Raw genomic sequence first — 20,085 nt, 5'->3', positions numbered from 1 at the left:
AGCGACCGACTCTTCAATTGATCTAGAGACGCTGTTGCCTGCCGGCGTCAGGGATGGTGATCAAGCCTCGACTATCCTCACGTCGGGGAGCTGGTTCCGCTGGAGGTCGCCGGTGAGTTCTGAAGGTCTGACGCGGGCCAGGTTCCGCCTTCTCGGCCCGGTGGAGCTCCAGACCGATACCGGACACGTCGTCCTGACCGGCAAGCAGGGGGCGTTGCTGACGATCCTGCTGCTGAGCGCCAACCGCGTGGTGTCCGTCCAGCGGCTGGCGGAGTCGCTGTGGGGCGAGCCGCTGCCGAATTCCCCTTCCTCCCGCGTCAGGATGCTGATCTCCGACCTCAGGAAGACGTGCGCCGCCGCGGGGGACGAGCTGATCCGTACGCAGCGGCCCGGGTACGTCGTGCGGCTGGCACCCGACCAGCTCGATCTGGCCAGGTTCCTCGACGGTGTGGCGCGGGCCCGCAAGGCGGCGACCGCAGGCGACCCGGAGACCGCGGTGACCCGCTACGACGAGGCGCTGGGCCTCTGGCACGGGGCGCCGCTGGTGGGGATCGACGGCTCCTTCGTCCCGGCGGAAGTGGCCAGGCTCGAGGGGCTGCGGCTGGAAGCGGTGGAGGAGCGGGGCTCGGCCATGCTCGCGACGGGCAGGCACGCCGAAGCCGTCACCGAGCTCACCGCGGTCGTCGCGGACCATCCCCTGCGCGAGTCGGCGCACGGTCAGCTCATGCTCGCGCTGCACCGCAGCGGCCGGCGCGCCGACGCCCTGGCGGTCTACCGGAGACTGCGCGAACGGATCAGCGAGGAGCTGGGGCTGGAGCCCGAACGCGAGCTGCAACAGCTTCACCAGCGGATCCTCACCTCCGACAGCACGCCGGAACCCCGGCCACGTCCGGTGCTCTCGCCGATCCCCCGGCAGTTGCCCGCTCCGCCACCGCACTTCGTCGGCCGCGAACGCGAACGCGCCGAGCTGGACCGCCTCGCCCGCGACCGGACCAGGAACAGCGTGGCCATCGCCGCCATCAGCGCCACCGGGGGGATGGGGAAGACCTCGCTGGCCCTGCACTGGGCGCACGACAACAGCGACCTCTTCCCCGACGGCCAGCTCTACGTCAACCTCCACGGGTTCGACCCCGGCAGCGACCCCCTGCCGGCCCATGTGGCGCTGCGCCATTTCCTCGGCTCTCTCGGTGTCCCGGCGGCGGCCATCCCGGCCGGCGAGGAGGCCCAGGCCGGGTTCTACCGGTCGCTGGTCGCCGACCGCCGCCTGCTCGTCGTCCTCGACAACGCCCGCGACGTGGCACAGGTCGAGCCGCTGCTGCCCGGCAGCCCCGGCTGCGTCGTCGTGATCACCAGCCGCAACCGCCTCCCGGGCCTGAACGCCACCCGCGGCGCGAGCCTGATCGGGCTGGACGCCCTCACGCCCGCCGAGACGCGCCGCCTGCTCGGCCACCACCTGGGCGAATCGAGGATCGGCGCGGATCCCGACAGCGCGGCCGCCCTCGTGGAGCACAGCGGCGGCCTCCCTCTCGCGATCAGCGTGCTCTCCGCGCGCGCGGCCATGCACCCCGGCTTCCCCCTGTCGGTCCTCGCCGAGGAGCTGAGCAGCCCCGCCACCCGCCTCGACGCCCTGCAGACCGGTGATCTGAACGCGGACCTGCGGGCCGCGTTCAAGTCCTCGTACGAGGCCCTCCACCCCGGCACCGCCCGGCTGTTCGCGCTGCTGGGTCTGGCGCCGTGGCCGGACATCAGCCTGCGGTCGGCCGCCGCGCTCGCCGGCCTGCCCGCCTCCCGGACCAGGGTGTCGCTGCGGCGCCTCGAAGCCGCCAACCTGATCCAGCAGCACCGTCCCGGGCGGTATCGCACGCATGACCTGGTCCGCCTCTACTCCGCCGAACGCGCGCAGTCCGATCTGCCCGATCACGAGCGGGCGGAGGCGCTGACCCGCCTGGTCGACGCCTACGTGGTCACCGCGTGCGCCGGCGACCGGCTGCTGAACCCCAATCGTCCCTTCGCCGCGCGGATCTCCGGCGAGGCCGCGCGGGAGGAGTTCGAGGACGCCGCGTCGGCCTGGGCGTGGTTCGAGGACGAGCAGTCCAGCCTCATCGCCGTTCAGCGGCACGCCGAGAGGCTGGGCCTGGACGCGGCCGTCTGGCGGCTGGCGTGGGCGATGGACACGTACCACAAGCGGTGCCAGCACGAGCTGCGCACCCGGTCCTGGGAGACGGCCCTGGCCGCCGCCGAGCGGCTGGGCCAGCCGGGCCCCCGGGCCTTCTCCCATTGGTATCTCGGGTACGCCTACGCTCAGGACTCCCGGGCCGACGACGGCCTGGAGCACCTGCTGCTCGCGTTCGAGCTGTTCGAGCAGGAGGAGGACCTCGCCGGGCAGGCGCACACCAGCCACACCCTCGGGTTCGCCTGGCTGGAGCGGGGCGCACCGGAGCGCGCGCTCCCGGCCATCGAGAACGCCCTGCGCCTCCAGCGCGAACTCCGAGACCCCCTCTGGGAGGCCAACGCGCTCAGCGCCGCCGGCTGGTGCCACGCCAAGCTCGGCCACTACCCGCAGGCGCGGTCGTACTGCGAGCAGGCTCTGGAGCTGTTCCAGAAGCACGAGGACCTGAACGGCGAATCCGCCACCCTCGACAGCCTCGGCTACATCGCCCACTGGGCGGGACAACATGACCAGGCGCTCGATTACTACGGCCGATGCCTCGAACTACGCGAGGAACTCGGCAACGCCTACCAGCGCGCCGACACCCTCGTCCGCATCGGCGACGTCCACCACGAAACGGGCCGGCCCGCCGCCGCCCGCGACGCCTGGCAGCGAGCGCTCGATCTCTACCACAAGCAGCACCGCGCGGTCGAAGCCGGGAACGTCCAGGAGAAGATCAGGCGCCTTGCCGCACCGCCTTCCGCTCCAGCCGGACCCTCAGGTCACGCGGCACCAGCAGACCGCTGAAGTCGGGCACCATCGCCGTCTCCTGCGTCCGCGCCAGGTTCATGCCGCTGACCAGCCAGGCCGTCGCCAACGTCAGCTGCATCATGCCGAGCTGGGTCCCCACGCACACCCTCGGCCCGGCGCCGAACGGCAGGTAGGTGTGCCTGACGGGCGCGGCACGAGGCTCCAGCCACCGTTCCGGCACCAGCTGGTCGGGGTCGGACCACCAGCGCGGATCTCGATGCAGCCGATACAGGCTGAACAGCACCTGATCCCCCGTCTTGAGACGCCACCCGTCGAGCTCGGTGTCGTGACGTACGGTCCTGCCGATCAGCCAGGTCGGCGGCCACAGCCTGAGCACCTCCTTGACGAACGCCTCGGTGTACGGCAGGTCCCCCATGACCGGGACCTCGCCGGCCGACGCGGCCTCGGCCTCCAGCCGGGCCAGCACGTCCGGCCGCGTGCTGAGCTCGTACACGATCCAGGTGAGCGCGGCGGCCGGGACGCCCAGGGCGGCCAGCATGATCCCGCGCAGGAACCGCTCGATCTGCAGGTCGGACAGCTGCTGATCGCCCGGGGCGAGCAGCACGGCGAGGAGATCCTGGGCGGCGGAGTCCCCGGCCGACCGGCGGCGGCGCACGATGTCGGTCATGAGCGCCAGGAGCCGCTTGCGGGAGCGGGCGAAGCGCCGCACCTTGCGCGACGGCCACCACGGCGGGAGCTGCAGCGAGTCGCGCGACAGGGGGTCGATGGCCGCGACGCTCTCGGCCAGCGTCTCCGGCACGCCTTCCGCGTCCGCGCTCAGGCAGAAGTCGGCGGTCGCCCGGCCGAAGAAGTCGGCCATCGTGGCGAGCACGTCGATGTCCCCGTCACCGACGGTCTTGAGGAAGATCTCTCGCAAGCGTTCGGCGTGCGCCTGCGCGACCCTCCGGTGCAGCCCCTGCCAGCCGGCGCGGCGGGTCGTCGTCCACAGCTCGGCGTCGGCCGCCATCCGCTCGGTGTCCGTGTTTCCCGCCAGCGGCGAATTCTCGGCCAGGAAGTCTCGGTTGGTCCTGGTGAGCAACGCATGCACCTGATCCGGTGAGGACACCACGATGGTGCGGGCGTCGAACGAGAAGACGTCCCCGTATTCACGGTGACACCGTTCCAGGAAACCGTTCCTGTCCCGGTCGTACTCCTCGGTGTTGCCGAACAACCAGTGCCCTCGGGGCCCGGGGGGCCGCTCCGAACCAGGTGCGTGCGTCACTCGTCGGCCCTCTTAGTTCCAGAAGTTCCAGTAGGTGTACATGCCTCCCATGCGGACCCGGCCCACGAGGCGGACGGTTGCGTGTCGGATGTGCTTCATGCGTAACCTCCGTAGCGCGACTGACGTCACTGACCACGATCGATCACGGGGCGCATGATCTCCGCATGAAACCCGCCTGCCCGTCGCTATCACTATGAGTAATGGTATAGTCACGTTCAGATATGGGAGTTGTCAGCGGATTGCCGCGTCACGTGGCTTGCGTGATGGACGGAAACGGGCGGTGGGCCGCGCAGCGATCGCTGCCGCGCACTGCGGGCCACGAGGCGGCGGAGGCCGCCGTCATGGACATCATCGAGGAGGCACGTTCGGCCGGCATCAGGTGGTTGAGCCTGTACGCCTTCTCCACCGAAAACTGGCGGAGGCCGGCGGGCGAGGTCGACATCCTGATGAGGCTCGTGCGCCGCGCCATCCGCAAGCACGCGCCGGCGTTGCACGCGCGGGGCGTCCGGTGCAGGTTCCTGGGCATGTCCGATCCGCGCATCCCACCGGCCCTGGTCCGGGACATCACCGACCTGATGACGCTCACCAGCGACAACAGGCAGATGACGCTGACGGTCGCCTTCGATCACGGGGGGCGCCGCGACATCGTGGAGGCCGCCCGCTCGCTGATCCGCGCCGACGTGCCGGCCGAGCAGGTCACCGAGGCCACCTTCGCCCGGCATCTCCCCTACTCCGACACGCCGGATGTGGACCTGGTCATCCGCACCTCCGGAGAGCAACGCATCTCCAACTTCATGCTCTGGCAAGTGGCCTACGCCGAGTGGGTCTTCCCGCAGGTGCTGTGGCCGGACTTCCGCGCGACCCACCTCTGGGAATGCCTTGACGCCTACCGATCGCGCCAGCGCCGGTTCGGCGATGTCCGTCAGTCGACCGCCGCCACGGGAGAGGAATCTCGATGAGCCAGAGCACCGCTGACGCCTTCGGGCCGGACTCGATGCTGCGCCGCCTCGTCAACGACGCGCGGTGGGGCCTCGCGGTGACCCGCGCCACGGTTCTGGAGGCCGCGCACCCGCAGATCGGCGCCGCGTTGATCGAAAACTCGACGTTCGTGGCGCATCCGTGGCGGCGGCTGCGCAACACCTTGGTGAGCATGCAGCGCGTGCTCGACCCCGACGAGCACGTTCGCACCCGGGAGGCGACCCGCCTCAACCGCCTGCACGCCCGCATGTCGGGCACCGATGCGCAAGGCCGCCCCTACGACGGAAAGGACGCCGAAGCCCGCGCCTGGGTGGTGGCGACCCTCTTCGAATCGACGGTGACGATGTACCGGCTGAGCGGCGAGTCGCTCGACGGACCCGCGCTCGAACGGCTCTATGCCGAGTTCCGTACGTTCCTGGCCCTGATCGAGGGCGACAGCGACCGGCTCCCCGCGACGGTGCGGGAGTTCTGGTCCTACTTCGACGACATGATCGACCACCGCCTGGAGAGCACCGAGGCCGTGCGCGTCATCGTCTACCGGCTCTTCGCCAACGTGCCCGCACCGCCCCTGCTGCGCAACCATCCCGCGGTGTGGGCCGCGGGCCGGACCGTGGCGGGCCCGGTAGCCGCCGCGATCACCATCGCGTCGCTGCCGGAGTCTTTCTGCCGGCGGGTCGCCCTGCCCGACCTCCCGGGGGCGCGGACGCTCATGCACGGGGCGTACCTCACCGCCGGAATCGCCACCCGCGTGCTCCCGGACGGCTGGGTGGACGTCAACTCGCTCGTGAGCCTGCTGGATCCCGGCCACGCCGCTGGTTCCGGGCCATGGCAGACCGTACGCCGCAAGGCCGGCCAGGCCGCGGCCATGGTCAGACTCATCACCCCGGCTCCCGACGACGTCAACCCGACCACCCGCACGGCCGACCGGTTCTTCACCGAGGTCCTGGACCAGACGGGCGACGGCTACCTCACCTGGCCCGACCTGGCGGCCATGGCAAGAGAGCTCGCCACTCGGCTCGACCTGGACGAACAGGACGAGGAGCGGCTCTACAACGCCTACGCCACCTGGTGGCGGGAGTTGCAGACCAATCTCGACACCGACGGCGACGGGCGCGTCACACGACAGGAATACGCCGCCTCGGCCGTCTCGCTGCCCGGCTCAGGGCTGATCAAGGTCGCCGACGTGCTGTTCGACGTCACCGACGGCGACGACGACCAGGCGATCGACGCGCAGGAGTTCCAGAGCTTGTTCCGCACGGCCTTCCACCGCGATCTGACCGGCGGAGCCGACGCCTACTCGCGCGGCGCCTTCGTCAGGCAGTTCCTGTCCTTCATGTCGGGGCAGCGGCACTCGGTCGCCTACGACTCCCTCCTGTCCTAGCTTCGATCAACGGCCGAACAGGACGTCGAGTTCGCTGAAGTCCAGCGAGCCGTCCAGCGCCGTGAGACCTCCCGTGCCGAGCAGCTCCGCGGCGGCTCGCCGGGTCGCGGCGTACGCGGCCTGGGCCAACCCGGTGCCCAGGCTGACCCTGCGCACCCCGGCCTGCGCGAGCTCGGTGACACTCGGTCCACCCGCGACGGCCATCGCGTTGACCGGCAGCGGCGATGCCGCGCAGAGGGTGTTCAACGTGTCCAGGTCGAGCAGGCCAGGAACGAAGATGCCGTCGGCTCCCGCCTCCGCGTAGGCCTCCGTCCGCTCCAGCACCTCGCCCAGCCGCCCGTCCGGTGCACCGATCCCGAACAGGAAGACGTCGGTACGGGCGTTGACGAACAGTTCCGGCAGGGCCGAGGCGGCCGCGGCCTCCCTGGCGGCGCGCAGCCTGGCGCTCTGCTCGGCCACGTCGAACAGAGGACCGCCGACGGCCGTGGAGTCCTCCAGATTGACGCCCACCGCCCCGGCCTCGGCCACCGCCCGCACGGTCGCGGCGACATCCGCCGAATCCGGCCCGTACCCTCCCTCCACGTCGACCGTCACCGGCACGTCGACGGAGTCCACGATGCGCCGCGCGGCCTCCACCATCTCGCCCCGGCCGAGCCGCTGCCCGTCCCCGCGGCCCAGCGACCACGAGACGCCACCGCTGGTCGTGGCGATCGCCGTGGCGCCGGCCGCGGCGATGACGGCCGCGCTGGCGGCGTCCCAGGCGTTGGGCAGCACCAGCACGGGCTCGGCGCTCAGGGCGCGGAACAGCCGCGCCTTCCGCTGAGTCGCGGCATCGACGGAGGAGGAGATGTACATGACTGCCTTTCGCGTTGTCCTGCTTCCGGGATACTGCTGGGCAGAGGGTCGAGGATCCACTGATTAAGCTGAGACCGAATCATGGAGGCGGAATGAAGGCGCGGCTGGCCTTCTCGGTGAACGATCTGGCCGAGACCCGGTTCGCCGTCTCGCCCATGTGGGAAGTCGTCACCAGCGTCAGAGCGCTGGCCGCCGCGGTCGTGCCGTGCCCGCACCGCAACTGGGCCGACCAGGTACGCCCCCGGCTCGCGGCCGCGGGCCTCGATCGCGGCTGGCTGGCCGACATGATCCCGCCCAGCGGCCACCTCCCCGACTTCCTCAACCCGGCGCCGACGACCTCCTCTCCCGGCCTTGCCGACGAGTTGGCCGCCATCGAGGCCACCGACCCCGAGCAGGTACGGCAGGACGTCGATCGCCTGGCCGCAGAGCGCGACGGCGCTCTGCCCTCCCGGCTGCGGAGCCTCCACCGCAGCCCGCAGAGCTGCCTGCCCCGGATCGTGGCGGAGATCGAGGTCTACTGGGGGCTGGCGATAGCGCCCTACTGGGCCAGGATCCGCTCGGTCCTGGAGGCGGACATCTTCCACCGGGGGCGCCAGGTGGCCGAGCAGGGTACGGCCCAGGCGCTGGACGAGCTGCACCACACGGTGCGTTGGGCCGGCGGCAGCCTCCACCTGGTAGAGCGGCACTGCGCCATCACCAGGATCGAGACCGGAGCCGGGCTGCTCCTGGTGCCGTCGGTCTTCGCCTGGCCGCGGGTGCTGACCCGCTCCGTCGCGCCCGAACCACCGCAGCTGGCCTACCCGGCGCGCGGGATCGGCCTGTTGTGGGAGCGCCGGACACATACGCACATGGAAGCCCTCGCCGCCGTGATCGGCCGGTCCCGGGCGTTGATCCTGGCCGAACTGGACACCCCCGCCTCGACCACCGAACTCGCCCAACGGTCGGGCCTTTCCGCGGCGGGTGTCTCCCAGCACCTCACCGCCCTGCGGGCCGCCGGCCTGACCAGCACCCACCGAGCGGGCCGTTCGGTCCTCTACGCCCGCACCGGCCTCGCCGACGCCCTGCTCACGGCGCAGGCGTGAAACCCCGCGCTCCCGCGTCAGCGCTGTGTGGTGCGGAGGTGGATGCGTTCGCCCTGCTTTCCGAAGAGGCTGAGCACTTCGACGCTGCCACGCCCGGCAGCGCCGAACCAGTGCGGAATCTGACAGTCGAACTCGGCCGCTTCGCCCGCTCCCATGATGAAGTCGTGGTCAGCCAGTCTCACGCGAAGCCGTCCGCGCAGCACGTAGAGCCATTCGTAGCCTGCGTGGGTCCGCAGGTGGGGCTGTTCGTCGTGCGCCGGAATGGTCATCTTGTACGCGCGTGGTTCGCCCTGATGCCGCGACAACGGGATCAGCACCCGGCCGTCTTTCCCGGTGGGCTGCTGCGGCACGCGCGGATCGAGAATCCGGGGTGCGGCGACGATCTCGTCGAGGGGGATGCCCAGCGCCGCGGTGATCGGAAGGAGCAGCTCGAGGCTCGGTTTACGCTGAGCTGATTCGAGCCGGGACAACGTGCTGGTCGAGATGCCGGTGGCACGCGCGAGGTCGGCCAGGCTGACGCCCTTCTTCTCGCGGGCGCGCCGCAGCCGAGGGGCGATCTGCTCGATCACCCCGCTGACGCTCGGTTGCTGTTCCACGGGACGCAGTCAATCAATGTGTCCCGGAATCGGCAATGAAGTTTGTCGATTCCGGGTCGGCCTTCCGATCCTCTTCGCATGAACGCGACAACGGATTCGACGCCATGGGACGCGATCGTCACCGCCGCGGGCGCGGGCTCCGCCGCCGCCATCGGCATGACCTCCTGGCTGCTGGAACGAGAGCTGTCCGCTGCCGTGGGTGCGATCTGATGGGCGGCATCACCGCGTCCGCGGAGACGTCCCGGAACACTCCCTCCGACAGGTTGCCCGCCGGCGTGTACCTGCTCGCTTTCAGCCTGTTCGCGATGGGAAGCGCTGAGTTCCTGTTGGCCGGCGTACTGCCTGCCGTGGCCGCCGATCTGGACGTCACACTCTCTTCGGCCGGATTCCTGATCACTGCGTTCGCGCTGGGTGTCGTGATCGGCGGGCCACCGTTCGCCATGCTGAGTCTGCATTGGCCTCGCCGTAGCGCGTTGGTGGCAACCCAGGGCCTCTTCGCAGCCGGCGTCGTCGTCGGGCTGCTGGGCGACTACCAGGTCCTGCTGCTGACGAGGGTGGTTTCAGGGATCGCCTACGCGGGCTTCTTCGCCGTCGCGTCGGTGACTGCGATCAGCCTGGTGACACCGGGCCGGAACGCCCGCGCCTCCGGAGTCGTGGTCAGCGGGCTCAGCGCGGCAATGGTTCTCGGTGGTCCCGCAGGCACGCTGCTCAGCCACTTCGTCCAATGGCGCGGCGGCTTCTGGGCCGTCGTCGTCCTGACGGCCGCCGGGATCATCGGCTGCATCCTCGGACTCCCCGCCACCGCCCCGGACACCCGCCGGCCCAGCGTCTCGCGAGAGCTCGCGACGATGCGGAAACCGATGCTCTGGAGCATGTACGCGATCACGATCCTGACCACCGCGGCGTACATGATCACGTTCAACTACCTGAGCGCCATGCTCGCCGAGATCACCGCCGTCCCCGAGGTCTGGATCCCGGCGATCCTCGCGCTCTTCGGGGTCGGCGCCTTCGTCGGCCTGTCCATCGGCGGCCGCGTCTCCGACCGGCGCCCCCACCTCGCGCTCCTCACCGGAGCAACCGCGATCGTGATCCTGTCGGTCGTGATGGCTGTCGTGATCCAGCAGGTCTGGGCGGTGGTGCCCACGGTCTTCCTGATCGGCGTCGCCGCGTTCGTGCTGAACCCCGCCGTCTACGGACGCGTCTTCGCCATCGCAGCCGGCGCGCCGACCCTCGCCGGCGCCACCACCGTGTCGGCATTCCAGCTCGGCATCAGCATCACCCCCGTGCTCGCGGCCGCCTCACTCACTCGAGGGGCCGCTCTCACATCGGTCTGCCTGATCGGGGCCGGCCTCGCCGCGACCGCCGTACCGTTCATCCTCCTGGACCGGACGCGGCAGGCCCGCTCGACGCAACGCGCGGTGGCGGACCCGAGGTCAGCCGCCATCCGTTCGGCTCACGACGAGGGGCAGGCTTGCGGCGAGCATTGACCGCAGCCGCTCGTGAGGCGACTACCGCACAGCACCATGCCCTTGGACCGGGGCCCTTTCCGCGGGCCGGAGGAAGAGGATGCCGAGGGCCAGGATCAGGATGAACGGGATGTCGGTCAGGAACTTGCTCCAGTAGCGCTCGAAATCCATGACGGCCTGTCCGGCCATGAGCAGCGCGTGGGCCAGGTTGGCCCACATCGTGAAGGCCAGGAATGACTCGTAGGCGAGCGGCTTCCGGGCCGCCAGCAGCAGGAACACGCCCCACACGATGTAGACCAGGAACAGCATCGGCGGCACGTGGGCGTGTTCCTGACCGGAGCTGACGTCGTTCCAGATCGTCCAGTTGAGCGGGCCGCCCTTCTCCGCCAGCAAGGGCGTGCGGACCATGAACCCGATGAAGAGCGGTACGAAGATCAGGAGCGACAGCACGCCGTAGACCCGCAGGAACACAGCGAGCGTGCGCAACTTTCTGGCCGCGTTGTCCATGCCAACCTCTTTCGTTGTCAGGTGAGTGGTTGGACACTACAGCTCTTTAGTTGGAAAAAACAACCACATGGATGGGATGACAAACCAACGCTGCTAGGCTGGGAGTGTGGTGGGGAAGCGTAGTTACGGCGACGGGTGTGCGATCACGCACGCTCTCGAACTGGTGGGAGAGCGCTGGGCACTGCTGGTCGTGCGGGAGCTGATCCTCGGCCCCAAACGCTTCACGGACCTGCGCGCGGGGTTGCCGGGGATCAGCGCGGACATCTTGACCCAACGCCTGCGCGAGCTCGGTGAGGCGGGCGTCGTCCATCGCCGCAAGCTGCCACCGCCCGCGGGCTCCTGGATCTATGAGCTGACCGACTGGGGCGCCGAGCTGGAGCCCATCGTCACCCGGCTCGCCCGCTGGAGCAGCCGCTCACCCGCACTGCGACGCGGCGCGCCGCTCAGCGCCGACTCCGCCGCCCTGTCGCTCAAGGCACTGTTCGCCCCCGCGGTCGAGCCGCTCGACGCCACCGTCTCCCTGCGCCTCGGCGAGCACCATTTCCTCGTACGCGTCCGCGGCGACCACCTCGACCTGACCAGGGCCGACTCGGAGCCAGAGCCGGTCGACCTGGTCATCGAAACCGTTCCGGAGACCCTGGCCGCACTGCTCGGCCAGGCCTTGACCGTCGCCGACGCCCTCGCCGCCGGTGACCTCGCACTGACCGGACCGCAGTCCCTCGCGGAGCGCTTCCTCGGCCTCTTCCCGCCCCAGGAAATGATCACTGTGGCCCGGCTCGAATCGTGATCGACACCGGACAGGCCCCGCCCGTGGCGCCGCCGGAGTAATGCTTCACTTCAGGCAACCGCATGCTGCCTGCGCAGATACCGCCGGCCCAGGACCGCGTACCAGATCATGACGGGCAGATGGAGCGCATACCCGAGCTGTTCCAGCGCCCCCGTAGGGCCGTCGGTCCCGGTCGTCCACGGAAGCACGACCGCGGCCAGGCCGCTGAGTGCGGCGATCAGGCCGGTGACACGAAGCCCGGCGGGCATCGGGATGCCCACTGCGCCGGCGACGGTGGCCGCGACCCACAGCAGCCCGGCCAGATTGACCGCCCATTTGGCGGTGAGCAGGACGGCCAAGGCCACTGTGGCGGCCGCCGGGGCGGTCGGGCGGGCGGCCAACTGGGTCAGTGCCAGGTTTCCGGCGTCATGAAGCAGGCCGGCCAGCCCGGCGGCGGCCAGCAGGCCACCGGCGAGCGTCACCAGATACGGTCTTGACATCTCGGCCGGGCGAGCAGCCATCACCAGCCCGGCCGCGGTCAGTGCCAGCCAGCCCAGCACGTCGAAGGCCAGCTCGGTCAGGTGCAGCCCGACCTGCTCGCGTACCGCGTCCAGCGCGGCGCCGGGGTCGGACGGACTCAGGGTCAACCCCGATGGCACCACGATGGCCGTACCGGCGATCATGGCTGTCAGCGAGGTCAACAGCAGCACACCGGTGAGCCGGCGCCGAGGGTTCGGATCGGTCATGGACCGTGACGGTAGAACCCTGACGCAGGGACAAAGTCAACATGCCAGGAGAGGGGACGCCATGTGGCGGATCGGGCAACTGGCGCGCATGGCCGGCGTATCCGAACGGACCCTGCGCCACTACGACAAGATCGGGCTGCTGGTTCCCGCCGCGGTCGACCGCACCACCGGCTACCGCTGGTACGGCGTGGCCGAGCTGTCCCGGCTCGAACGCATCCGCGGGCTGCAGCGCCTCGGCCTGCCGCTGCGCCAGATCGCCGAGCTGCTGGACGCTCCCGAGGCACAGGTGCGGCAGGCGCTGACCGAGATCGTGGCGACCATCAGGCGTGACATCACCACGCTGGCCGCGACCGCGGCTCACGCCGAGGACCACCTCGCCGTGCCGATGTCGATCCTGCCTCAGCAGGCCGCGGTGGACTCGCGCCGACTCCGCGTCCGCCGCATGCGCCTCGACCATCCTGGCGAACTGGCCGCCGTCTGCCCGGCGCCACCGGCGGCCCTGCTGACCTGGCTTCGCGGGGAGCCGACGGGCGGGTTCGCCGCCGCGGTGACCACCGACGGCGCCGGCGAGCAGCTCTTCCTGCCTGCCCGCACCGTCGTACGAGCAGTCGTTCCGCCCTCGGCAGGGGTGGTCCGCGCCGGGCAGGACCTCTTCGGCTGGCTGCACCGCCACCGCCTGGAGGTCACCGGTCCCACCGTGGAGGAGCACCTCATCGACGACGACGGCGCTCACGCCATCGTCCTTGAGGTAACCGTGAACCCACGGCGGTGCACCCGCGCCGCCCGACACGGCGAGGGAGGCGTGGTCGCCGCTCTCACGGATCCGGCCGTCCTGCACGACGACGATCCGGTCGGCCCGGCGGACGGCGCCGAGCCGGTGGGAGACCAGGACGCTGGTGGAGCCCGCGCGCAGCTCCTGCAGCCGGTTGCTGCGGCTGTACCTGTCAGAGGACGTCAGGTACGGCTGACAGCATGGGCCGCACATCTCGCGAAAAGGAGTTGGCTGGATGAGCGGCATCGAGAAGACCCTGGTAGAACTCGAGCAGCGGATGCTGGACGCTGACGCTGCCTATGACGAGACATTTTTCGAGGAGCACTGCGCCGACGACTTCGTAGCCATGGGACATTACGGAATCGTGTCCAGGCAGCAGGTTCTCGACATGTACGTCAAGGGAAGCGGCAATCCGGAACGGTACAACCGAGCACATGATGTCGTGGTCAAGCCGCTCGGCGACGCAGGAGCCGTGGTGGCCTACAGGCTGACGAGCACCATCGGCGATGAGACGTCCTCATGGCATGCGTCGACGGTCTACCGCCGTACCTCCGAGGGCTGGCGCGTCGTCCTCCTCCACCAGACACCCATGTAGGGTGCGGCGCGCAGTCTTGCTCTGCGCGCGAGGACCGGCCCCTACGTATGTCTACGCGTCGCCGGACGTCAGCCCAACGGGGCGAGCGACGCCTGTGCCCCGCCGGTACCGAAGCGGATCTCCCACTCGGCAGTCGGCGGTGGCACCCAACGGCCTTGTGGACCGCGCCCCTCCTCTCAGCCAGGCCGCACGTCGGACCGTCCGGCGAGCTGCCACTTGCGACGTCCTGCCGACGGAGCTCGACGTGCCACAGGCAAGGCAAATATTTTAAGTACCTTTACTAATAAATTCACGCGTGTGATACTCGCCTCTCAGCAACCCTCACAGAAGAGGATCACATGCGCCGACGAATGATCACCGTCATCATCGTTGCCTTGTGCGCGGTCCCCGCCGTGGCTCCGGCAGGCTCGGCGACCGCCGCCGAAGTGTTCTTCCAGGACACCGGAACGCTGACCGGCTGGAGCAACTACCCACAGGAGCCCCAGAAGCAAGGCGTGATCCGTACGGTCAGCAGCCCTGTGTACAAGGGGACCACCGCCATCGAGGCGCAGCAGACGTACCTCGACGAGGGCGGCGGGTACCACTCTGAGACCGTCCAGAACCGGACCCAGGCCGTGGGCCAGGACCGCTACTACGGACAGGCCATCTACCTCCCGCCGAACTGGCAGTTCCACCACCAGAACGTCACCTTCCAGCAGTGGTCGCCAGAGGACCCGGAAGGGCCCTGGGAGCTGATGTTCGTCCAGAACGACGAACTCCGGATCGGCGGCTCGGGCGGCTTCGCGGCCACACTCGACAAGATCACAAACCTTCGTGGCACGTGGATCAGGATCGTCACCCGCCTGAAGTTCCACAGCACCGCGGGAGCCTTCGAGGTCTGGGTCAACGGGCGGAAGGTGTGGAGCAGGACCGGCGTCACAGTGCTGCCCAAGACATCGCAGACGATCCGCTGGTCGTCAGGCATCTACTGCACCGCGTGGCGGAACGGGACGCCCGCCGGCCCGCGCGTACTGTCGATCTACCACGACCACGCCAGGATCGCCTCCTCCTACTCCTTGGCAGAGCCCGCCAACTGGTGACACATCGACGCCTCGCCATGCCCGGCCCGGGGGCCAGGAGCTGAGCACGACCAACCCCCGGGCGTCGGCGATGTCGCCGAATCAGACCTCCGATCAATAAGCGTCACCATGTGTCGCATATTTCAGGACATATCCCGAGACCGTATGCGAAACCTGCGCTGCTAGCAGGGCATATGTGATGAGTCTTGATGGATTTTGTAGGTTTCTTATCTATTAATCGCCTCTTGACGATAAGAAACACCCAATGTTAACTGCGCGTGACATGCCACTTCCTAACCCCCCAAAAGGTGAGCATGGTGAAGAGGTTGTTACGCTCCCTCCCCCTGGTGGCGCTCCTCGGCGCGTTGCTGTCCGGGACGCCCGCGCTGGCCTCGCCGACCGACGCCGCGTTCGACCAGTCCACGGGAACGCTGGACGTCGACCACGCGGGCTACCTGTCCAAGCACGACATCGTCTACAACAGGCCCAACACCAACCCGCTGTACGGCATGACCGTGGGCAACGGCCGTACCGGAGCGATGGTCTGGAGTCAGAACGGACTGACCATGCAGACCTCGGGCGTGGACCTGTCCCAGCAGTCCGCGTTCGCGGCGGGGCTGGTCAACCTGGCCACCAGCCCGAGCATGGACACCGGATACACCACCTTCCAGCAACGGCTGTCCCTGTACGACGGCACCCTCACCACCAGGTACGACTCGAACCGCACCGTCACCGTCATGGGGTCGCCGAACTCCGAGGTGATGGGCATCCACGTGGACGACAGCCGCACCGGTGTCTCCAACGTGGCCCTGAACCTGAGCATGTGGGACACGGCGAACCTCCCGAACAGCGGCGACGTACCCGACCTGAACACCTGGAAGACCGTCTCCACCTTCGCCGACGCGAACGCGGCCGGCCTGAGCCGGGGGCAGACCGACGCCAACGGGTTCGGCTACACGCTGGCCGCCATGGTCGAGGGCGCGAGCTACTCCACCCAGGTCGTCGACTCCCGCACGGTACGGCTCACCATCACGCCCACCTCCAGCTACACCATCTGGTTCACCGCGGCCGGCCGGCTCAACGCGCCCAACCGCGACTCGGTGGCGCAGGCCCGCAACCAGCTCGCCGCCGTGAAGTCCACCGGGTACGCGACCACGATCACCAACTACCGCAACTGGTGGCACTCCTTCTGGGCCAAGTCGTTCGTCCAGTACTCCGGTCTGTCCGGCGACGCGGACTACATGGAGAACGTCTATTACCTGTCCACGTACATGATCGCCGCGGGCGGCTACGGCAACTACCCGTCCCACTTCATCAACGGCGTCTTCAGGGCGACCCAGGACAACACGAAGTGGAGCAACGCGTACTGGTACTGGAACCAACGCGACGTCTACCTGTCCTTCCTCGCCTCCAACCATCCCGACCTCATCGACAGGCACAACAACCTGTACGCCAGGAACTACAACGCCCTGAAGTCGTACACCCAGACGCGGTACAACGTGGACGGCCTGTGGGTGCCGGAGACCATGGGCTGGGACGGCAACGCGCGCGGCACGATCAACAGCGACTACACCAAGAACATCCTGTCGACCGGCTACGAGGCCGCCTACAGCATGTACCTGCGGTACCGGTACACCAACGACGCGAACTACCTGCGCGACGTGGCCTACCCGTTCATGCGCGAGACGGCGAAGTTCTACTCGGCCATGCTCTCCCACGACACGGCCACGAACACGTACTACATGGCCAACTCCAACTCGCACGAGACGTACTGGAACGTCCGCAACGCGATCACCGACCTGGCCGCCGTGCGCAGCATCTTCCCCCTGACGATCCAGGTCAGCGAGCAGCTCGGGGTGGACGCGGGGCTGCGGTCCACGTGGCAGAACGTGCTGGACCACCTGGTGCCCTACGTGGTCTCGAACGGCGCCTACCAACCACACCAGCCGCCGATCTCGCAGACCAGGAACAACGAGAACGTCTCCGCCGAGCTGATCTGGCCGTACGACATGACGGGGATCGGCTTCCCCGACCACCAGACCGCGGTCAACACCTGGAACCAGCGGCCCTTCCCCTACGGCAACGTGTGGTCCAACGACGCCGTGCAGGCCGCCCGGCTGGGCCTCGGCGACCAGGCGTACAACGGCATGAAGACCATGCTGCAGAAGTACCAGAACTACCCGAACGGCATGACGAACAACACCAACGGCGTCTTCGAGTACCTCGGCGTGCACCTCACGGCCCTCAACGAGTCACTCATGCAGAGCTACAACGGCAAGATCCGGGTGTTCCCCGCCGTTCCGGCCGACTCCTCGTTCGGCGGCAAGTTCACCCTGCTGGCCAAGGACGGTTTCCTGGTCAGCTCCGAGCGGGAGGCCGGCGAGATCAAGTACGTCGGCATGAAGAGCGTGCACGGCAAGCAGGCCACCGTGGTCAACCCGTGGGGCACCCAGCAGGTCCGCGTCCGCCGTACCTCCGACAACGCGACCATCACGACGAGCTCGAGCGCGGAGATCGGCTTCGCCACCGCCGCCGGGTCCGTCTACGTGGTGGAGCGCACTGCCAAGCCGCTCAGCTCGTACGCCACCACCCGGATCACCGGCGCCGCCAACCAGGGCGTGAAGTCCCTGAGCGGCACCGCCTCCACCCTGGGCCTCCCGACCGGGTCAACGCCGTCCGGCACGATCAGCCTGCGCTCGCGCGCCAACAACATGTACGTGACCGCGCAGAACGCCGGAGCCCAGCCCTTGATCGCCAACCGCACGACCGTCGGCGGCTGGGAACAGTTCGACCGCACCGACCTCGGCAACGGCAACATCGCCCTCAAGGCACGGGCCAACGGCAAATACGTCACCGCCGAAAGCGCCGGGGCGCAACCGCTCATCGCCAACCGGGACGCCATCGGCCCCTGGGAGACCTTCCAGCAGATCAACAACCCCGACGGCACGATCAGCCTCAAAGCCCAGGCCAACGGCAAATACGTGTGCGCCGACAACGCCGGAGCCTCAGCGCTCATCGCCAACCGCGACGCCATCGGCCCCTGGGAATCCTTCGACCTGATCACCAACTGATGATCACGCTGAACAACAGGTCGAGCCAGGCGTGCGCCGGCCGTCATGTGAGACCCCGAGGCGAACTCCACGAACGCCGGCTGGTGGGCCCAGGATCCAGCCATCTCCGCAGGCCTACGCCTCACCGGAGGTCAGCCCGCTCCCGGCGCGGGTGGCGGCTCACAATCTGGAGCGATCCACGGTGAAGAGCCGGGGAATCGGGGGTTACACGATCTTGACGGGCAGATCACAGGCATGCATAACATGTATGTAGGCGGCGAGAACGGCGGCGTTTCCTTCGGCCGTCGTGGTCCGCCCGTAGCGCCGGAAGGACACGTACATGCAGGAACCACTCAGCTCCGAACCCTGGAGGCAGTGGCACAGCGGACTTGAGCTGGACCGGTCATGGCCGTCGCCTGCGAGCGGGATAGAGGTCAACAGAGCGGAGCTCAAGAAGCGCTCGGCGCGAATCGTCACGGACGACCTCAGCTCGACGCCACCCATCAGCGACGAAATGTATTCGCCGTTGTCCGGGGAGTCCACGCCGGGCGCGGCCTTCGGGCACTACGTCTCGGAGGTCGTCTGGGGTGCCTACAGCGGCCATTCCGTCGCGAAAATCGATCTGGATGGCGCATGGGCATCCGCAGACAGGATGCAGGAGGCGCTCGATCGGAAGTTTGAAAACCTCCGAGATCAGTTGGAGACATTCTTCCGGTCCTACGCCGGCTTCGGCCAGCTCGTGTACGCCGCCGCCCTGAACTACGACGCGGCTGAGGGGCTCTTCAACCGCCAAATGGGCAAGCTGCGGAACATCGTCAACGGGCAGCAGGATCCGGGCCGTTCCCGGTCTCCCTCCGATATCGAGCGGTGGCGCGAGGAGGACGTCTCGACCAACAACGCGGCCGGCGTCAGGAAATTCTTCGAGCGGAGTCGTCCGCGGATTCTCCTGGACCTCGGCGTGGTGTGTCAGAACTCCGCCGATTGGATGGCCGATTTCGCGGCCGCCATCGAGGGGCACTCGGAGGCGCTGGCCAAGGTATGGGGCAGCCAGGCGGCGGAGCTGTGCCAGCAGGCACTCAGGAAGCTGCACGGCACCGCGAAGACGCTCGCCTACGACGCGGGCCGGACGGGCGACGTGCTCCTCTCGTTCGGCGAACTCTACTGGCGGTACAAGGAGAACTGCGCCAGTGCCGTCGGCGATTTCGAGGTTGACGACCTGTGGGAGTGGGCCGGCGGCGAGGACAACGAGGACGACGAGCGCGCCCGCCAGTACCTGCGCGAGTTCAACCAGCAGATGGGCTTCTGGTACAACATGATCCCCGCGGACGCCGAGATGCTGCTGCCCCAGATCGAGTACGTCGAAGCCCTTGACCCCAAGGAGTCGGGGACCGAGATCCTCAAAAGGCAGCTGCGGGAACCCTATCCGTACGTCGGGTAGTGAGGATTCCCAGTCGCTCCATGCAGAGCTGAGGCGCGTTCACGCCGGGCTCATGTCGTACGCGGCGGCCAAGTCACCGGCAAGCTCCACACACCCCCGAAGGACATCACCCCCGGCCCACCGCCCGGACGAGCCTGAGATCAAGCCTCGTCACCTCACCCACCAGGGGGTACCCGCTCACCGTCGGTGTCGGGCAGCGCCCTCAATGGCCTGCCAGTCGAGGCAGGTCAGGCTGATCATGCCTCGCCGGACGTCAGCCCGACCGGGCAAGAGACCCCGGTGCCCCCGATGCCGCAGGCAACCGGGCTTCAGAGGCGCCACGCCAGCGACCGCCTCCGGCTGGTTGTTCGGGAAATCCCAGCCTTCCGCCTTCAACGCAGTGAACTGCAACCAAGTCTGCAACCCGTGCGGGCCCCTGACCCGTGCGGACGCGCGCACTGCTCCAAGACACCCCGGTACCTGACCGCGCAACCAGCCAGCAGACCGGGCACCGATGACTTCCGGGCGGCAGTGTCGTCTAAAGACCCCATGCCACTTCGTGGCGCCCTCGGATAAGTGAAACTTGGGGTGCGTCGCCCGCTGACGTCGTACTCGCTTGGACCTGCGAGGCCGTT

General features: G+C 68.7%; 17 protein-coding genes. 12 read left to right on the top strand and 5 right to left on the bottom strand.

Annotation, left to right across the window (positions count from 1 at the left end; genetic code table 11):
- The first annotated feature begins 112 nt into the window (after positions 1-112).
- Positions 113-2,956: a BTAD domain-containing putative transcriptional regulator gene (locus tag ACIHFD_RS54315; protein WP_397373602.1), complete on the top strand. Its 2,844-nt coding sequence runs from the start codon at positions 113-115 to the stop codon at positions 2,954-2,956.
- Here the strand turns inward: ACIHFD_RS54315 and ACIHFD_RS54310 are convergent.
- Positions 2,886-4,181 (bottom strand): cytochrome P450, encoded by a 1,296-nt coding sequence (locus ACIHFD_RS54310; protein WP_397373601.1) that lies wholly within the window; start codon positions 4,179-4,181, stop codon positions 2,886-2,888. The genes ACIHFD_RS54315 and ACIHFD_RS54310 overlap by 71 nt on opposite strands.
- 221 nt (positions 4,182-4,402) lie before the next feature.
- On the opposite strand from ACIHFD_RS54310, the gene uppS reads away from it, so the two are divergent.
- Both uppS and ACIHFD_RS54300 read left to right on the top strand, forming a co-directional pair.
- The gene (gene uppS / locus ACIHFD_RS54305) at positions 4,403-5,140 is read left to right on the top strand and encodes a polyprenyl diphosphate synthase (protein ID WP_397373600.1); all 738 of its coding nucleotides are present in this window, start codon (positions 4,403-4,405) and stop codon (positions 5,138-5,140) included.
- Entirely contained in the window at positions 5,137-6,540 is a 1,404-nt protein-coding gene (locus ACIHFD_RS54300) for an oxygenase MpaB family protein (protein ID WP_397373599.1), read from the top strand. The genes uppS and ACIHFD_RS54300 overlap by 4 nt, the downstream gene beginning before the upstream one ends.
- 6 nt (positions 6,541-6,546) lie before the next feature.
- On the opposite strand, the gene ACIHFD_RS54295 is transcribed toward ACIHFD_RS54300, so the two are convergent.
- The gene (locus ACIHFD_RS54295; protein WP_397373598.1) at positions 6,547-7,395 is read right to left on the bottom strand and encodes an isocitrate lyase/phosphoenolpyruvate mutase family protein; all 849 of its coding nucleotides are present in this window, start codon (positions 7,393-7,395) and stop codon (positions 6,547-6,549) included.
- 92 nt (positions 7,396-7,487) lie between these two features.
- Here ACIHFD_RS54295 and ACIHFD_RS54290 point away from each other — a divergent pair, with 92 nt between their 5' ends.
- Positions 7,488-8,477 (top strand): DUF5937 family protein, encoded by a 990-nt coding sequence (locus ACIHFD_RS54290; protein ID WP_397373597.1) that lies wholly within the window; start codon positions 7,488-7,490, stop codon positions 8,475-8,477.
- Between the two features lie 17 nt (positions 8,478-8,494).
- Here ACIHFD_RS54290 and ACIHFD_RS54285 read toward each other — a convergent pair whose 3' ends face one another.
- Entirely contained in the window at positions 8,495-9,046 is a 552-nt protein-coding gene (locus ACIHFD_RS54285) for an XRE family transcriptional regulator (RefSeq protein ID WP_363981120.1), read from the bottom strand.
- A gap of 105 nt (positions 9,047-9,151) precedes the next feature.
- On the opposite strand from ACIHFD_RS54285, the gene ACIHFD_RS54280 reads away from it, so the two are divergent.
- Positions 9,152-9,283, top strand: a complete 132-nt coding sequence (locus tag ACIHFD_RS54280) for a hypothetical protein (protein ID WP_397373596.1) — start codon at positions 9,152-9,154, stop codon at positions 9,281-9,283.
- Positions 9,283-10,560 carry an MFS transporter gene (locus ACIHFD_RS54275; RefSeq protein WP_397373595.1) on the top strand — a complete coding sequence of 426 codons (1,278 nt, stop codon included), beginning with the start codon at positions 9,283-9,285 and terminating at the stop codon, positions 10,558-10,560. Before ACIHFD_RS54280 ends, ACIHFD_RS54275 begins: the two co-directional genes overlap by 1 nt.
- Positions 10,561-10,581: 21 nt before the next feature.
- Here the strand turns inward: ACIHFD_RS54275 and ACIHFD_RS54270 are convergent, their stop codons facing one another.
- Positions 10,582-11,046: a DUF6632 domain-containing protein gene (locus ACIHFD_RS54270; protein WP_397373594.1), complete on the bottom strand. Its 465-nt coding sequence runs from the start codon at positions 11,044-11,046 to the stop codon at positions 10,582-10,584.
- Between the two features lie 109 nt (positions 11,047-11,155).
- Here ACIHFD_RS54270 and ACIHFD_RS54265 point away from each other — a divergent pair, with 109 nt between their 5' ends.
- Positions 11,156-11,833 carry a winged helix-turn-helix transcriptional regulator gene (locus ACIHFD_RS54265; protein ID WP_397373593.1) on the top strand — a complete coding sequence of 226 codons (678 nt, stop codon included), beginning with the start codon at positions 11,156-11,158 and terminating at the stop codon, positions 11,831-11,833.
- 50 nt (positions 11,834-11,883) lie between these two features.
- Here ACIHFD_RS54265 and ACIHFD_RS54260 read toward each other — a convergent pair whose 3' ends face one another.
- A complete protein-coding gene (locus ACIHFD_RS54260; RefSeq protein ID WP_397373592.1) occupies positions 11,884-12,558 on the bottom strand; it encodes a hypothetical protein in 675 nt (224 codons plus the stop codon).
- A 61-nt stretch (positions 12,559-12,619) separates the two neighbouring features.
- Here ACIHFD_RS54260 and ACIHFD_RS54255 point away from each other — a divergent pair, with 61 nt between their 5' ends.
- The 5 genes from ACIHFD_RS54255 to ACIHFD_RS54235 all read left to right on the top strand — a co-directional run bounded on the left by ACIHFD_RS54255 (position 12,620) and on the right by ACIHFD_RS54235 (position 19,471).
- Entirely contained in the window at positions 12,620-13,621 is a 1,002-nt protein-coding gene (locus tag ACIHFD_RS54255) for a helix-turn-helix domain-containing protein (RefSeq protein ID WP_397373591.1), read from the top strand.
- Complete coding sequence (locus tag ACIHFD_RS54250) at positions 13,566-13,925, top strand: DUF4440 domain-containing protein (RefSeq protein WP_397373590.1); 360 nt, start codon at positions 13,566-13,568, stop codon at positions 13,923-13,925. The genes ACIHFD_RS54255 and ACIHFD_RS54250 overlap by 56 nt, the downstream gene beginning before the upstream one ends.
- 338 nt (positions 13,926-14,263) lie before the next feature.
- Positions 14,264-15,004 carry a polysaccharide lyase gene (locus ACIHFD_RS54245; protein WP_397373589.1) on the top strand — a complete coding sequence of 247 codons (741 nt, stop codon included), beginning with the start codon at positions 14,264-14,266 and terminating at the stop codon, positions 15,002-15,004.
- A 293-nt stretch (positions 15,005-15,297) separates the two neighbouring features.
- Entirely contained in the window at positions 15,298-18,054 is a 2,757-nt protein-coding gene (locus ACIHFD_RS54240) for a glycosyl hydrolase family 95 catalytic domain-containing protein (protein WP_397373588.1), read from the top strand.
- Between the two features lie 319 nt (positions 18,055-18,373).
- Entirely contained in the window at positions 18,374-19,471 is a 1,098-nt protein-coding gene (locus ACIHFD_RS54235) for a hypothetical protein (RefSeq protein WP_397373587.1), read from the top strand.
- Positions 19,472-20,085: the final 614 nt, after the last annotated feature.

The organism is Nonomuraea sp. NPDC051941 (assembly GCF_044593615.1).
Note: the sequence above shows the minus strand (reverse complement) of the source record. Positions and strands in the feature narration are given on the sequence as shown.